Origin of the sequence: Streptomyces capitiformicae (genome assembly GCF_002214185.1) — a bacterium.
GTDB lineage: Bacteria > Actinomycetota > Actinomycetes > Streptomycetales > Streptomycetaceae > Streptomyces > Streptomyces capitiformicae.
Window position 1 is genome coordinate 1,966,987 of the sequence record NZ_CP022161.1, and the last position, 14,442, is coordinate 1,981,428.

Here is a 14,442-nt window from a genome sequence, read left to right on the forward strand (position 1 = left end):
TCTTGTGTCGCGAGCCGACTCGCACAGCCGCCCGCGACAGGTCTGGATCGCCGCCGATCGTCCGGCCCTACTGGTCCGGCGGGACGGCCCGCCGGTCAGTCGGCGGCGTGGGCGGGCACGGGGACTTGGGCAGCCCCTGCGGACCCGCGGTCGTTTTCCCGGCGCTCCTCGACCACGTCGTCGACGTCCTCGTCGTCCGCGTCGGGGCGCTCCCCCTGCTCCCTGAGTTCCGCGATGGCGGCCTCGAAGTCATCCAGCGAGTCGAACGCCCGGTAGACCGAGGCGAAGCGCAAGTAGGCGACGAGGTCGAGTTCCTGCAGCGGGCCGAGTATGGCCAGCCCCACGTCGTGGGTGGTCAGTTCGGCGCTTCCGGTCGCGCGCACCGCCTCCTCGACCCGTTGGCCGAGTTGAGCGAGCGCGTCCTCGGTGACAGGCCGTCCCTGACATGCCTTGCGGACGCCGTTGATGACCTTGGTGCGGCTGAAGGGTTCGGTCACGCCGGACCTCTTGACCACCATCAGCGAGCACGTCTCCACCGTCGTGAAACGGCGGGAACAGTCAGGACACTGGCGGCGCCTGCGGATCGACGTGCCGTCGTCCGTCGTACGACTGTCGACGACGCGGCTGTCGGGGTGCCTACAGAAGGGACAGTGCATAACTCCAACCCTCCTCACAGCACGACTCAATAGCCCCACAAGGCCTCTTGGGCCCCGCGAAGCAGCCCCAAGCATAGGCGATACCCACGAGCCCGAAGGACCGGGGGACCACAACTTCTGGGCTACTACTGCAATCCAACCACTAGATGTGGGGCTTGGCTCATAAATCCGCCCACGATGCGCGTGTCGCACACGTAGGGGTACCCGCCGCCCACACGCAGGCACATGCCGCACGGTCGTACCGCCGCCGGACGGACGGGGATACCGTGGGCGCCACGGAAAAACGGGGCCGGTGCCCGGTTGACGAACCGCCGGGTGGCAGACTGACTCGCACCACGACAGCGGCCCACAAGGCCGACGTCCCGGCGGCGAAGAGTACAACAATGATCGTTTTTGTCCGCCGGGCCCGACGCGACCTATACACCCAGACACTCGATCACGTCAGGCAATCCAGGCTTTTTCACTCGAACGTGTGTTTGGCGCAACCTTTCGAAAGCAACTACCGTTGTGCTGCACGGGAGACCATCGAGAGGGGCCGACGTGACCACCACCGCAGACAGTGCCACCATCACTGCCCAGGACCGCTCCCAGAGCCGACTCGAGCCGGTGCATGCGATGAACGAAGCCACGAACCATGACGGGCCCAAGCGGGCCCTGCCCGGCCGACCTCCAGGCATCAGGGCGGACAGCTCCGGGCTGACCGACCGGCAACGCCGGGTCATCGAGGTCATCAGGGACTCTGTGCAGCGGCGCGGATACCCGCCGTCGATGCGGGAGATCGGCCAGGCGGTCGGCCTGTCCAGCACATCCTCCGTGGCACACCAGCTGATGGCCCTGGAGCGCAAGGGCTTCCTGCGCCGCGACCCGCACCGCCCGCGTGCGTACGAGGTCCGCGGCTCCGACCAGGCTTCAGCGCAGCCCACGGACACCGCGGGCAAGCCGGCCGCGTCGTACGTGCCGCTCGTCGGCCGGATCGCCGCCGGTGGCCCGATCCTGGCCGAGGAGTCGGTCGAGGATGTGTTCCCGCTGCCGCGACAGCTCGTCGGTGACGGTGAGCTGTTCGTCCTGAAGGTCGTGGGTGACTCGATGATCGAGGCCGCGATCTGCGACGGCGACTGGGTGACGGTCCGCCGCCAGCCCGTCGCCGAGAACGGCGACATCGTCGCGGCGATGCTGGACGGCGAGGCCACCGTCAAACGTTTCAAGCGCGAGGACGGCCACGTGTGGCTGCTGCCGCACAACGCCGCCTACGAGCCCATCCCGGGTGACGACGCGACCATCCTCGGCAAGGTGGTGGCCGTACTGCGCCGCGTCTGACACCCAGCGGCGGACGGCCGTCCGTGCCCGTCCCCGCCCCTGATCCGGGCCCCGGAATCCACTGCGCCGGTTCCGGGGCCCTGGGCTGTCCGGAGCCCACTGAAGAGCGGCCCTTGACCTGCCCTTACGGGCCCTCGCAGGACCCGTCCGGCTTCTTCCCGGTCTCTGCGGGGAGAGATCAACGGCCGCTCTTCATGCCTCCTCCGCCTCCTTCTCGGTCGCCTTCGCCACCTGGTCGATCGCGGCGAGCGACCTACGCACCTGGTTACGGTCCGTCGTGTACCAGAAATCGGGCAGTGACGCCTTGAGATAGCTGCCGTACCGCGCGGTCGCCAGCCGCTGGTCCAGTACGGCGACCACACCTCGGTCCCCCTGCGCCCGTACGAGGCGGCCGGCGCCCTGGGCCATCAGCAGGGCGGCGTGAGTGGCCGCCACGGCCATGAAGCCATTGCCACCCGCCTCCTCGACTGCCTTCTGGCGGGCACTCATCAACGGGTCGTCGGGACGCGGGAACGGGATCTTGTCCATGACGACCAGCTGGCAGCTGGGGCCGGGCACGTCGACGCCCTGCCAGAGCGAGAGCGTGCCGAACAGACAGGTCTTCGGGTCTGCCGCGAAACCCTTGATCAGCTCGCCGAGTGTCTCCTCGCCCTGGAGCAGGATCGGGAATTCTGGGATGCGGACTCGCAGTTCCTCGGCCGCCAGCTGGGCCGCCCGCATTGACGAGAACAGGCCGAGCGTACGGCCGCCCGCCGCCTGGATCAGCTCTGTGAGTTCGTCCAGCATGTCCGCCCGGTCGCCGTCCCGCGCGGGGCGCGACAGGTGTTTGGCGACGTAGAGGATGCCCTGCTTCGGGTAGTTGAAGGGCGAGCCGACGTCGACACCTTTCCACTGCGGGAGGTCCTCTCCCTGAGTGCCCTCCGGTGCCAGGCCGAGTGAGGCTCCTACGCCGTTGAAGTCGCCGCCCAGCTTGAGCGTGGCCGAAGTCAGGGTGACGGATCGGTCCGCGAAGAGCTTCTCCCTCAGGAGGCCCGAGACGGACATGGGGGCGACGCGCAAGGAGGCGCCGAAGCGGTCGTGGCGCTCGTACCAGACGACGTCCCACTCGGAGCCGTTGCTGATCCGCTCCGCCACGTCGTGCACGTTCTCCACGGCGGCCAGCGCCTGTTTGCGGACCGCGTCCTCGTCCTGGACGGACTTGTCGCGGGTGCTGCCGAGCGCCGTGATCACCGTACGGGCGGCGTCGCGCAGCGCCATGAGCGTGTAGGCCAGGTCTTCCGGGATCTCTTCCAGGCGGCCCGGGAGAGCCAGTTCCATGAGCCGCTCGAAGCCCTCGGCTGCGGTCTGGAGCTGGTCGGCCGCCTTCTCGTTCACGAGCCTCGCCGCGCGCTTCACGGCGCGGTTGACCTGGCCCGGGGTGAGCTCGCCGGTGGCCACGCCGGTGACCCGTGAGACCAGTTCGTGGGCCTCGTCGACGATCAGCACTTCGTGCTGCGGGAGCACGGGGGCGCCCTCGATGGCGTCAATGGCGAGGAGCGCGTGGTTGGTGACGACGACCTCGGCGAGCTTGGCCCGCTCCCGGGCCATCTCCGCGAAGCACTCGGCGCCGTACGCGCACTTGGAGGCGCCCAGGCACTCCCTGGACGACACGGAGACCTGGGACCAGGCGCGGTCGGACACACCCGGGGTGAGGCCGTCACGGTCGCCGGTCTCGGTCTCCTGCGACCAGTCACGCAGCCGCAGCAGGTCCTGGCCCAGCTTGCTGGTGGGCACGGCCGCCTCGAACTGGTCGAAGAGCCCGTCCTCCTCGTCCTGCGGCACACCCTCGTTCAGTCGGTGCAGGCACAGGTAGTTCGACCGGCCCTTGAGCATCGCGAACTCGGGGCGGCGGCGCAGCAGTGGATGCAGTGCGTCGACCGTCCTCGGCAGGTCCCGCTCCACGAGCTGCCGCTGCAGTGCCAGCGTCGCCGTGGCCACGACGACACGCTCCCCCTGCGCGAGGGCGGGAACCAGGTAGCCCAGCGACTTACCGGTGCCGGTGCCCGCCTGCACCAGCAGATGGGAGCCGTCGTCGATTGCCTCCGCGACGGCTTCGGCCATGGTCACCTGGCCGGGGCGCTCCATGCCGCCGACAGCGGTGACGGCAGCGTGCAGGAGTTCGTGGAGTGAGGGCTTCGTCATAGCGCGACCACCCTACGGGTCGGCACTGACAAACGGGTGGTCAAGGCGGAGCCGGGAGGCGTGAGGGACGGGATCAAGACCGAGTTCTCTTCGACGGGGGGTGGGGTGGAAGTGGCCGAGGAATGGGTGAGAAGGCCGGAGGAGTAGGTGGATGTGGCGGATGGGCTCGGCAGGTGGGGCGGCTTCTCCGACCCTCCGATGAGCAGGGCTGATTCTCGCGCCTCTGAAACTGGCTCGGCTCGACCGGGAACCGGATCGGCGCGGGCGGTGTACCAGGAATGACGGCGTCACAGCAGATCCACATCGGACCCATGTCGGCACTACATCAGATCGCGCAGGAGCCGGTCTCGGACCATGAGGGCGGCCCGCTTGTCGGGCAGGTCGACCTCGGCGGAGAACCGGAAGCCTGCGCTCAGGAAAGCGGAGACGGAGGGAAAGTTGCGAAGGTCGGGTTCCGCGATGACGCGGGCACACGAGGGGCGTTTGTCCAGGACGAGATCGGCGACGGTACGGAGCAGGGTGGAGCCGAGACCTCGCCCTCGGTCGGCGACGGGACCGATAAGGAGGTGGATCCCGGTGTCGTGGGGTCGGGCGGGATAGTGGCGGGCGATGGGGTCGAGGTCTGCCCTGTAGATCTCCCAATAGCTCATCGGCGTGCCGTCCAGCAGCCCGAGGCAGGGCACACTGCGTCCGTCGCCGTCGAGCTGGGTCCGGAGGTGCTTCGCGGTCACAGCCTCGGCACCGGCAAGCTTCCAGTACGACGCAACGGTGGAGTCGTTCATCCAGCGGGAGATGAGCGGAAGCTCCCGTTCCACGCGAACGGGGACGAGGTGCAGGGTGCCTGCCGGGGTGACGACCGGCCCCCAGTCGGCGAGTTGGTCGAGCAACTCGCCATTGGCCGAGGGCGCCTCCTGTTCCCCGCCGTCGCCCCCGCCATATGAATCGGTGTCCTCGGCCAGTCGCGCGAGGAAGTCATCGGGCAGGCGCAGGTCGAGCGTGTCCTCGTTGCTCGGGGCCGGGGCGGTGCCGGTGTCGGTGCTCGCGTCGGTGGGAGGCACGGCGACGCTCCTCTCAAGAGTGGGGGTGGGCCATGTTCCTCGGGGCTGAAGGGAGTCGAAGTGCGGACTTGGTCGGCGGGTCGACGGTCGGCGGGTCGGCGGGTCGGCGGGTCGATCAGGGATGACAGGGGTTGCAGGTCGGACTGATGTGGTCGTTCAGGAATGGAGGGGGTTGGCGATGGTGACGTAGACGGACTGGGTGTCGACCGGGCCGACGAGTTCGTCGAGGCCGTGCAGGCGGGTCAGCAGGTTGGCCTTGCAGCGCAGGACGGGTGAGTCGAGCAGGTGGGCCGGCAGGGTGGTGCTCAGCCGGGCAGGGCCGGTGGCCACATCGGTGAGGAAGCGGCGGAAGGCGGCGAGCAGCAGCTGTTCGTTGGCGAGGCGCTGGGAGCCGAACGCACCGATGAGGCCGAGCACGTTGTTGATGCCGAGGTAGTAGGCGAACCGTTCGTCGGTGACCTCGTCGGAGACGAAGGTGTCGCTGTGCTCGCCGATGCCGGGCAGCCGGGCGTCGAGGTCCGCGCGACGGGACTCTCGGAAGTAGTAGCCCTGGTTGTCGCGGTACCGGCCGCCCACGGGCCAGCCATCGGGGTCCAGCAGAAGGAGTGTGTTCTGCTGGTGGGCTTCGAGGGCGATCCCGGCTTCGCTGTCCAGCCACAGCACGGGCCGCACGACCTGCTCCAAGTAGCGCAGGAACCACTCGGCGGCGACAGCGCCTCGGGGACGGCCGGTGCGCGCGGCGAGACGGGTGACGACATCGGCGAGTCGGGATCCCGTGATGGGGCGCTCGTGCGGAGGGCTGACGGAGCGCTGTCGGCTCGGACCGCTGGGGTGCTGTGGCTGCCGACCGTCGTGGGACTCCTGCGGCTCACTGCTGGTTCTCGCCTGCAGCTGACCGTGGGCATACGGCCTCGGTGACACGAGTCCTGCGAGACAGGACGCGTCGTCCCCCGGGCCGAAGGGGTTGTGACGGATCGCCACGTCCAGGCCGGGCACAGGGTCACCGTCCGGCGCGGTGACCGCCAGCCAGGCCGGGTCGCGGACGATGTCGAATCCGGGGTGGGCCGCCTGCCACTGTCTGGCCAGGCCGGTGCGCAGGAGGCGGTGGACCTCGACACCGCGATGCAGTTCCTTGCGGAGGTTTTCACGACGGGAGTTGGTGATGCGTAGGCCCAGCGAGAGCTTCAGCATCGCTGGGGCGCCGGTGCGGTGGACGGTGCGGACGGAGGAGGTGGGGTGCCATGGCGAGCCGTGCGGGCCGAGGTCCCGTAGCAGCCCGGCGTCCAGCAGGGCCGCTACGGCCGAACGGTGCCGGACCTCGCGCAATTGCCAGGGGTGGAGGGGCAGTGCGGCGTAGCCGTCGGGCAGCGGCAGTCCGGTTCCCGCGAGCCGTGCGGTCAGTTGCTCGGCGGGGACGACGCGGCCGCGCTCCGTCCAGGCCGAGTCGGTGGACAGGACGGACGGCGCGACCGCCAGCCAGTGCAGCGGAAAGGAGCCACGCAACTCGGGTGAGTAGAGCCGCGCTTCGGCGTCGGAGAGTCCCTCCCTGCTCTTCGGGGTGGGATGCAACGGATGGCCGAGGACAAGAGCTTGCTCGGCGGCGAGGAACAGGTCCGTGCTGTCGACCGCCCGTGCCCGGCGCTCGGCGATGAACACGGCGACGCGTCGGGCGGAGTCGGCAACCCTGCCGACCAGGTCGAGCTGGTCGGTGGTGACGGAGGCGGAGCGGTGCGCTGCGGTGGGCCGGAGCGCATGAGAGCCCGGCTCGTGCGTGCCCCGCGCAGCCGCCTCCCTGGCCAGTAGGGCCGCCACCGTCACGGCGTCGACGGGAGGCGCGCACGCAGGGGCGCCTGCGAGGTGTGGAGGACCGAAGCGGTGCCAGCCGGTTGGGGACCAGTAATGGATCGGGACTAGGAGGGTCGTGCCCGTGGTGGGAAGCGGGATGCGGAGGGTGCCGTCGATGGAGGAGGTGAGGTCGTGCTCGCGTACCCAGCAGCGCAGCAGGTTCTCCACGGCTGCCGTCTGGGCCGCGGTGTGCGGGTCGGGGTGGTCCAGGGGGTCGGCGACGGGTTCGAGTCGGTGTTCGGTGTTCCGGGGTCCGCCCTTCTGGCGAGGGAGTGGCTGGACATGCCCATGAAGCGGCTCGGCTGGTTCAGGAGCCTGCTCGGTTTGCCTGAAGGCCTGCGCTGGCGGCCGAGAAGCCGGTTCGATCGGCTGCGAGCCGGGCTGGGCCTGTTGGAGATCTGGTGCGACTTGACCGGGCGAGGATTCGGCGGGCGGTGGGAGCGGCGCCTGCGGGGTGGCGGCTTCTCTCCCGTAAGCGTGGGTGCGGACTTCGGATGCGGGGGTCACGTGCAAGGTGGTTCCTGGTGCTGGTGCGGGCGGACGGTCGCGCGGTCATGCGGTGGTGCGGAGTACGGACTGGCTCAGAGCGAGTCCGTAGCCGTGGCGGTGTGGGGTGGCACCGAGGCTGGTCGGCTGGTTCGGTGGCCGATTCAGCAGCAGGGCCCTGACCCTTCCGACCGGCTTCTCAGGCCATCTGGTCGCTCAACCGGCCGGCGCGCGCCCAGGACCCCCGGATCGCTCTGTCAACGGGGTTCCCGGCCCTCGCCCCGCAGCGGCCGCGGCCACCGAGGCGACGGCATCCGTCAGACGATCGAGTACGGCGTTCGCCTGCTCGTCGGTGATCGTGAGGGGTGGGAGGAGGCGTACGACACCGGCGTGGCGTCCGCCCAGTTCGACGATCAGGCCGCGGCGGAGGCACTCTCGTTGAACCGCGGTGGCGAGAAAGGGGGCGGGCGGGTATGGGCGGGTCGTGCCCGAAGGCGGAGCTGTGTCCGCGGCGTCTGGGGCGACCATTTCGATGCCGATCATCAGCCCCCGTCCCCGTACGTCGCCGATACATGCGAACTCACCCATGACTTCGCGGAGTTGGGTGAGCATACGGGCGCCCAGGGCTTCGGCCCGTTCGGCGAGGCCGTTCTCGCGGACGTGGGCGAGGGTGGCGGTGCCGGCGGCCATGGCGAGTTGGTTGCCGCGGAAGGTGCCCGCGTGCGCGCCGGGCTGCCAGACGTCGAGGTCGTCGCGGTAGACCACCACCGCGAGGGGAAGGCTGCCGCCGATGGCCTTGGACAGGACCATGACGTCGGGCACGACTCCGCTGTGTTCGACCGCCCAGAAGCGGCCTGTGCGGCCTACGCCCGTCTGGACCTCGTCGGCGATGAGCGGGATCGAGCGCTCGGCGGTGATCTCGCGCATGCGGCGCAGCCAGCCGTCCGGCGCGGGGATGACACCGCCCTCGCCCTGGACGGGTTCGAGGATCATCCCTGCGGGCAGAGGGACGCCGGATTTGGCGTCGTCGAGGACGGACTCGGTCCAGCGTGCGGCGAGTTCGGCGCCACGCTCGCCGCCGACGCCGAAGGGGCAGCGGTAGTCCTGGGGATACGGCAAACGCGCCACCCGTACGTCGCACGCGCCCCCGGATGCCTCAAGCGCCCCAGCGGTCATTCCGTGGTAGGCGCCGGTGAAGGCGAGCATCCCGGTGCGGCCGGTCGCCGCCCGCACCAGTTTGAACGCGGCCTCGACGGCGTCCGTTCCGGCGGGCCCGCAGAACTGCACACGGGCGCGGTCGGCGAGTCCGGGCGGGAGGGTGCGGAACAGTTCGGTGGTGAAGGCGTCCTTGACGGGAGTGGCCAGATCGAGAACGTTCAGCGGGGCGCCCGAATCGAGCACCTTGCGGATCGCCTCGAGTACGACCGGGTGGTTGTGGCCGAGGGCGAGGGTGCCCGCACCGGACAGACAGTCGAGGTAACGGCGGCCGTCCGCGCCCTCGATCGTCAGACCGCGGGCCCGTACCGGAACGATGGGCAGGGCACGTGCGTAGGTGCGCGCCGCCGACTCGCGCGCGGACTGCCTCCGCAGGATCCCCTCGTGCGCCGAGCGCGCTCCGTCGCGCTCCCGCCGTGTGTTCGCCCGTTCATCCTCGTACCCCGAACACGCCCGCTCGGGCTCTCGCCCCGCCGGCGCCACCGCAGACTCGGTCACCGCCACTACTGCACTTCCTCCCGCTGTTCAGAGGCGAGTTGGCAGGGGTCACCGAGCGACAGCGGGTCCCCCGCACGTACCAACGACGCGACCCGCACGGGGAAGCGGGTGAGGCGAAGATCCTTGCGTACGTCCTGGCCGCGGTCGGCATTCCGCCGTCCTGGCCACATGAATTGACTGCGCCTGATGGAGAATTGTCGGATCGAAACAGCCCGTAGCGAAACCGTTGCCGTTCCCTCGGATGTCCCCCACAACGACCGCATAGTGTGTGGTGCCGTTCCGAAGGACTCGGCACCACAGATCCGTACCAAGCCGCGCGTACGACCACTACGTACGAAGAAGCAGACGTACGCAATCGCGCGCGTGCCGTCTCGGAGACGTACAAGGAGGCGGCGGGTGTGCGGAGGAGCCGTACGCGATCCGCTTCGGCAGCACAGAGTTCTCTTACGCCCCAGGGGGAGTTCAGACCATGCGATCCATACGCCCGCTCTTTGCCGCTCGTCGTGGAGGGAGCGCGCGCCGCAGAACCTCCCCCGTGCTGGCCGCGGTCGGCCTCGCCACCGCCCTGTCGTTGACCGCTACCGCCTGCGACTCGGGTGATGCCACGGCCAATGCCGAGGCGTCGGCGTCCGCCCAGGACAACGGTGGCGACGGCAAGATCCAGATCCCGGACGACATCAAGGACAAGCTCAAGGAACACGGGATCGACCTCGACAAGTGGCGGGGCGGGGCCTGGAAGAACTGGGACAAGGACGACTGGCTGCGCGAGGCCGAGGACTACGTCAACCCGATCATCAAGGACCTGTGGGACCCGGACCGGATGCGGGACGCCGAGGAGCCGGAGAAGGAGGTCGACGAGAACGACCTGGCCGGTGACCAGGGCGTCACCGACCCGACGCCGGAGTCCATCGACGCCGAGGCCGTGTCGACGAAGTACCACGACAACGCGCCCGAGGCGGGCAAGGTCTTCTTCGACGCGCCCGAGGGCACGATGGTCTGCTCGGCGACGGTGGTCCAGGACCCGGCCAACCCGGGCAAGTCCAACCTCGTGTGGACCGCCGGTCACTGTGTGCACGCCGGCAAGTCTGGCGGCTGGTACCGCAACATCGCCTTCGTTCCCTCGTACAACGACAGCGGTCTGTCGGCGTCGGAGCTGCAGACGGCCACGAAGGAGGAGGTCGCCCCGTACGGCGTCTGGTGGGGTGACTGGGCGCAGACCTCGGACCAGTGGATCGAGCAGGGCGGCCAGACGGGTGGCGACGGAGCGCCGTACGATTTCGCGGTCATCCATGTGACGCCGGAGGAGGGCAACGGCGGCAAGTCACTGGAGGAGATGGTCGGTTCGGCGCTTCCGGTTGACTTCAACGCGCCCGCCGTGCCGCAGGTGGAGAGCATCACCGCCACCGGATACCCGGCCGGGGCCCCGTACGACGGCGAGACGATGTACCAGTGCACGGACAAGCCCGGGCGGCTGTCGATGGTCGAGTCCGACCCGACGATGTATCGCATCGGCTGCACCATGACCGGTGGTTCGTCCGGCGGCGGCTGGGTGGCGACCGGTTCGAACGGTGAGCCCTCGCTCGTGTCCAACACGTCCATCGGCCCGGTGAGCGCGGGCTGGCTGGCCGGTCCGCGGCTGGGCAAGGAGGCACAGGGCGTGTACGAAGCGGTGAGCGAGAAGTTCGCGCAGTGACGACAGGCAGTTGTTGCTAGGCGTCGGCGAAGAGCGATGGTTCGGGCCGTCGAATCGTTCCGGGTGACCGGACCGGTTCGACGGCCCGTACGCGTACTTCGACGGCCCGTGCGCGCACTTCGACGGCCCGTGCGCGCACTTCGGCGGCCCGTCCGGGTACGGCCTCAGTCGGCCGTGATGACCGGCAGGCAGCCCTGTCTGGGACGGCGCGCGGAAATGTTCGGCGCACGCCCTCCGTCAGGCCCCCAGCGCCCCCGCATAGTGGGCGTGACACACGGATTGTTCCGACGGGGGTCGAGAACCATGCGTTTCTCACATCGGCAGCGCCTGCTCGCTGCCACCGGATTCGTCGCGGCCCTCGCGCTGACCGCGACCGCCTGCGACTCGGGCGACACGAGCGCGAGCGACAAGCCCGATTCCGCCGCCTCCCGCACCGCCGACAAGGACGGGGATGGCATTCCCGACGTCATCGCCGACAAGCTCCAGGAGTACGGCATCGACGTCGACGACTGGCAGGACGGCGGCTGGAAGGACTGGGACAAGGACAAGTGGCTCAGTGAGGCCAAGGACTTCGTCAACCCGGTGATCGAGGATCTGTGGGACGCGGAGCGGATGCGCGACGCCGAGGAGCCGGCGAGGACCCTCTCACCCCAGGACGCCTCCGTCGATCAGGGCGTCAGTGACCCCGTTCCGGCGCCGGTCCAGGCCACGCCCGAGAGGACGCCGTACCACGAGAACGCCGGCCCGGTCGGCAAGATCTTCTTCGACTCTCCCGAGGGCTCGATGGTCTGTTCGGGCACGGTCGTCTCCGATGTGAACCGTCCGGGGAGGTCCAACCTCGTGTGGACCGCGGGCCACTGTGTGCACGCCGGCGCCAACGGCGGCTGGTACCGCAACATCGTCTTCGTGCCCGCCTACAACGACCTGGGCAGGTCCGAGGAGGAGCTGGCCGCGGGCACCGCCGCCGAGGACATCGCCCCGTTCGGGCAGTGGTGGGCGGACTGGGCCGCGGCCTCGGACGAGTGGATCGCGGGCGGCTCCGGCGAGGGCGGCGCCGGTGCGGCGTACGACTACGCGGTCCTGCATGTGAAGCCGGAGTCGGGCGACGAGTCGTTGGAGGAGCGTGTCGGTGGGGCCCTGGACGTGGACTTCTCCGGTCCGTCCGCGACCGAGGTCGACGCGATGGGCGCATGGGGTTACCCGGCGGCACCGCCGTACAACGGTCTGACCATGTTCCGCTGCATCGACCGGCCGGGGCGGCTCTCCCTCGACCCGTCCCTGCCCACGATGTACCGCATCGGCTGCACCATGACCGGCGGTTCGTCCGGCGGCGGCTGGTTCCGCATGGCCGACGACGGCGAGCCCCGGCTCATCTCCAACACGTCGATCGGCCCGGCCGACGACACCTGGCTCGCGGGACCGAAGTTGGGTGAGGGGGCCAAGGCGTTGTACGACGACATGAGTACGTCGTACGGGGGTCAGTGAGTGTTGGTCGGGCCAGGGCTGGGGCGGCGGGGCGTGATTGCGGGGTCAGCTGTTCGTGGCGTGAGGCCGCCGGGACCGCAACACCACCCCGGTCAGTGAGAGGCGGCGGCCATCACGAGCGGGGCGCCCGCCGGGACCACGAGCAGACCCGGCGCAAGGAGTTCGTCCGCTTCTGCGAAATCGAGACCTCCCCCGGTTACGAGGTCAAGGAGAAGACCGCGTAGCGCGGGGGACGGACGGGGGGTGTGCGGGGGTACCAAGCGGCCGGTGCCCCCGCACAGGCCGAAGGCCCGCCCCTCGGCGGAGGAGCGGGCCTTCAGGACGTACATGTGCCTACCGCGTACGGCGAATCAGGCCGTCAGGCCCTCAGGCCCTCAGGCCGTCGACACCGGAACATACGGCGCCAGATCCGCAGCCAGCTCCTCGTGCACCCGCGCCTTGAGCAGGGTGCCCTCCGGGGTGTGCTCCTCGGAGATCACCTCACCCTCGGTGTGGGCGCGGGCGACGAGCTTGCCGTGCGTGTAGGGCACGAGCGCCACGATCTCGACCGAGGGACGCGGCAGCTCGTTGTCGATCAGCGCGAGCAGTTCGTCGACACCCTGGCCGGTGCGGGCCGAGACAGCGATGGAACGCTTCTCGATCCGCAGCAGCCGCTGGAGCACCAGTGGGTCGGCCGCGTCCGCCTTGTTGATCACCACGATCTCGGGCACGTCGGTCGCGCCCACGTCACGGATGACCTCGCGTACGGCGGCCAGCTGCTCCTCCGGCGACGGGTGCGAACCGTCGACCACGTGCACGATCAGGTCGGAGTCGCCGACCTCCTCCATCGTGGAGCGGAACGCCTCGACGAGGTGGTGCGGCAGGTGGCGTACAAAGCCGACGGTGTCCGCCAGCGTGTACAACCGCCCGCTCGGGGTCTCGGCCCGGCGCACAGTCGGGTCGAGGGTCGCGAACAGGGCGTTCTCGACCAGCACGCCCGCGCCGGTGAGACGGTTGAGCAGGGAGGACTTGCCCGCGTTGGTGTAGCCCGCGATGGCGACAGAAGGCACCTTGTTGCGTCGGCGCTCCTGGCGCTTGATCTCGCGGCCGGTCTTCATCTCCGCGATCTCCCGGCGCATCTTCGCCATCTTCTCGCGGATCCGACGCCGGTCGGTCTCGATCTTGGTCTCACCGGGACCACGGGTGGCCAGGCCGCCGCCCTTGCCGCCGCCCATCTGCCGGGACAGCGACTGACCCCAGCCTCGCAGTCGCGGCAGCATGTACTGCATCTGCGCGAGCGCGACCTGCGCCTTGCCCTCTCGGGACTTGGCGTGCTGGGCGAAGATGTCGAGGATCAGGGCCGTACGGTCGATGACCTTGACCTTGACGACGTCTTCGAGGTGGATGAGCTGACCGGGGCTGAGCTCACCGTCGCAGATGACGGTGTCGGCGCCCGATTCGAGGACGATGTCCCGCAACTCGTTGGCCTTGCCGGAGCCGATGTAGGTGGCCGCGTCCGGCTTGTCGCGGCGCTGGATCACGCCGTCGAGCACGAGGGCGCCCGCGGTCTCCGCGAGGGCGGCCAGCTCGGCCAGCGAGTTCTCCGCGTCCTGCACGGTTCCCGAGGTCCAGACACCGACGAGTACAACCCGCTCCAGGCGGAGCTGGCGGTACTCGACCTCGGTGACGTCCTCGAGCTCGGTGGAGAGGCCCGCGACACGGCGCAGGGCCGCGCGCTCGGAGCGGTCGAACTGGTCGCCGTCCCGCTCTCCGTCGATCTCGAAGCTCCAGGCGACGTCCTCTTCCATCAGGGCATCGGCCCGAAGACCTTCGGGATTGTTCTGCGCGAAGGCGCGCTGTGCGGCCTGGGAAGGGGAAGAAGAGGAGGTCATTGGGTCCTTACGTCGATGGGGATACCGATGTGGTGACGGATCACGACCCGTCACTGGCGACAACGCCCGGGGCGCCCGGGAGATTCCCCGAACCGCCTCCGGCCGACCCTGAACCCGCCCCTAGGGGATCGGGCCCG

10 protein-coding genes are annotated in these 14,442 nt (G+C 69.6%); 4 read left to right on the plus strand and 6 right to left on the minus strand.

Features of this window, described 5'->3' with window-relative positions; all coding sequences use genetic code 11:
* Positions 1-95: 95 nt before the first annotated feature.
* A complete protein-coding gene (gene nrdR / locus CES90_RS08695) occupies positions 96-656 on the minus strand; it encodes a transcriptional regulator NrdR (RefSeq protein ID WP_189780663.1) in 561 nt (186 codons plus the stop codon).
* 540 nt (positions 657-1,196) lie between these two features.
* On the opposite strand from nrdR, the gene lexA reads away from it, so the two are divergent.
* Positions 1,197-1,973, plus strand: coding sequence for a transcriptional repressor LexA (lexA, locus tag CES90_RS08700; RefSeq protein ID WP_033525142.1), 777 nt, complete (start codon positions 1,197-1,199; stop codon positions 1,971-1,973).
* Positions 1,974-2,165: 192 nt separating this feature from the next.
* Here lexA and CES90_RS08705 read toward each other — a convergent pair whose 3' ends face one another.
* The 4 genes from CES90_RS08705 to CES90_RS08720 all read right to left on the minus strand — a co-directional run bounded on the left by CES90_RS08705 (position 2,166) and on the right by CES90_RS08720 (position 9,262).
* On the minus strand, positions 2,166-4,154 hold the full coding sequence (locus CES90_RS08705; protein WP_189780664.1) for an ATP-dependent DNA helicase: 1,989 nt from the start codon (positions 4,152-4,154) through the stop codon (positions 2,166-2,168).
* 320 nt (positions 4,155-4,474) lie between these two features.
* Positions 4,475-5,212 carry a GNAT family N-acetyltransferase gene (locus CES90_RS08710; protein ID WP_189780665.1) on the minus strand — a complete coding sequence of 246 codons (738 nt, stop codon included), beginning with the start codon at positions 5,210-5,212 and terminating at the stop codon, positions 4,475-4,477.
* Between the two features lie 156 nt (positions 5,213-5,368).
* Complete coding sequence (locus CES90_RS08715) at positions 5,369-7,423, minus strand: IucA/IucC family protein (protein ID WP_189780724.1); 2,055 nt, start codon at positions 7,421-7,423, stop codon at positions 5,369-5,371.
* 336 nt (positions 7,424-7,759) lie between these two features.
* Positions 7,760-9,262 (minus strand): diaminobutyrate--2-oxoglutarate transaminase family protein, encoded by a 1,503-nt coding sequence (locus tag CES90_RS08720; protein ID WP_189780666.1) that lies wholly within the window; start codon positions 9,260-9,262, stop codon positions 7,760-7,762.
* A 463-nt stretch (positions 9,263-9,725) separates the two neighbouring features.
* On the opposite strand from CES90_RS08720, the gene CES90_RS08725 reads away from it, so the two are divergent.
* From CES90_RS08725 to CES90_RS51220, 3 genes are all read left to right on the plus strand, one after another.
* Positions 9,726-10,949, plus strand: coding sequence for a trypsin-like serine peptidase (locus tag CES90_RS08725; protein ID WP_189780667.1), 1,224 nt, complete (start codon positions 9,726-9,728; stop codon positions 10,947-10,949).
* A 303-nt stretch (positions 10,950-11,252) separates the two neighbouring features.
* Positions 11,253-12,434, plus strand: a complete 1,182-nt coding sequence (locus tag CES90_RS08730) for a trypsin-like serine peptidase (protein WP_189780668.1) — start codon at positions 11,253-11,255, stop codon at positions 12,432-12,434.
* A gap of 95 nt (positions 12,435-12,529) precedes the next feature.
* Positions 12,530-12,658, plus strand: a complete 129-nt coding sequence (locus CES90_RS51220) for a hypothetical protein (protein ID WP_268257003.1) — start codon at positions 12,530-12,532, stop codon at positions 12,656-12,658.
* 150 nt (positions 12,659-12,808) lie between these two features.
* On the opposite strand, the gene hflX is transcribed toward CES90_RS51220, so the two are convergent.
* The gene (gene hflX, locus CES90_RS08735) at positions 12,809-14,305 is read right to left on the minus strand and encodes a GTPase HflX (RefSeq protein WP_189780669.1); all 1,497 of its coding nucleotides are present in this window, start codon (positions 14,303-14,305) and stop codon (positions 12,809-12,811) included.
* Positions 14,306-14,442: the final 137 nt, after the last annotated feature.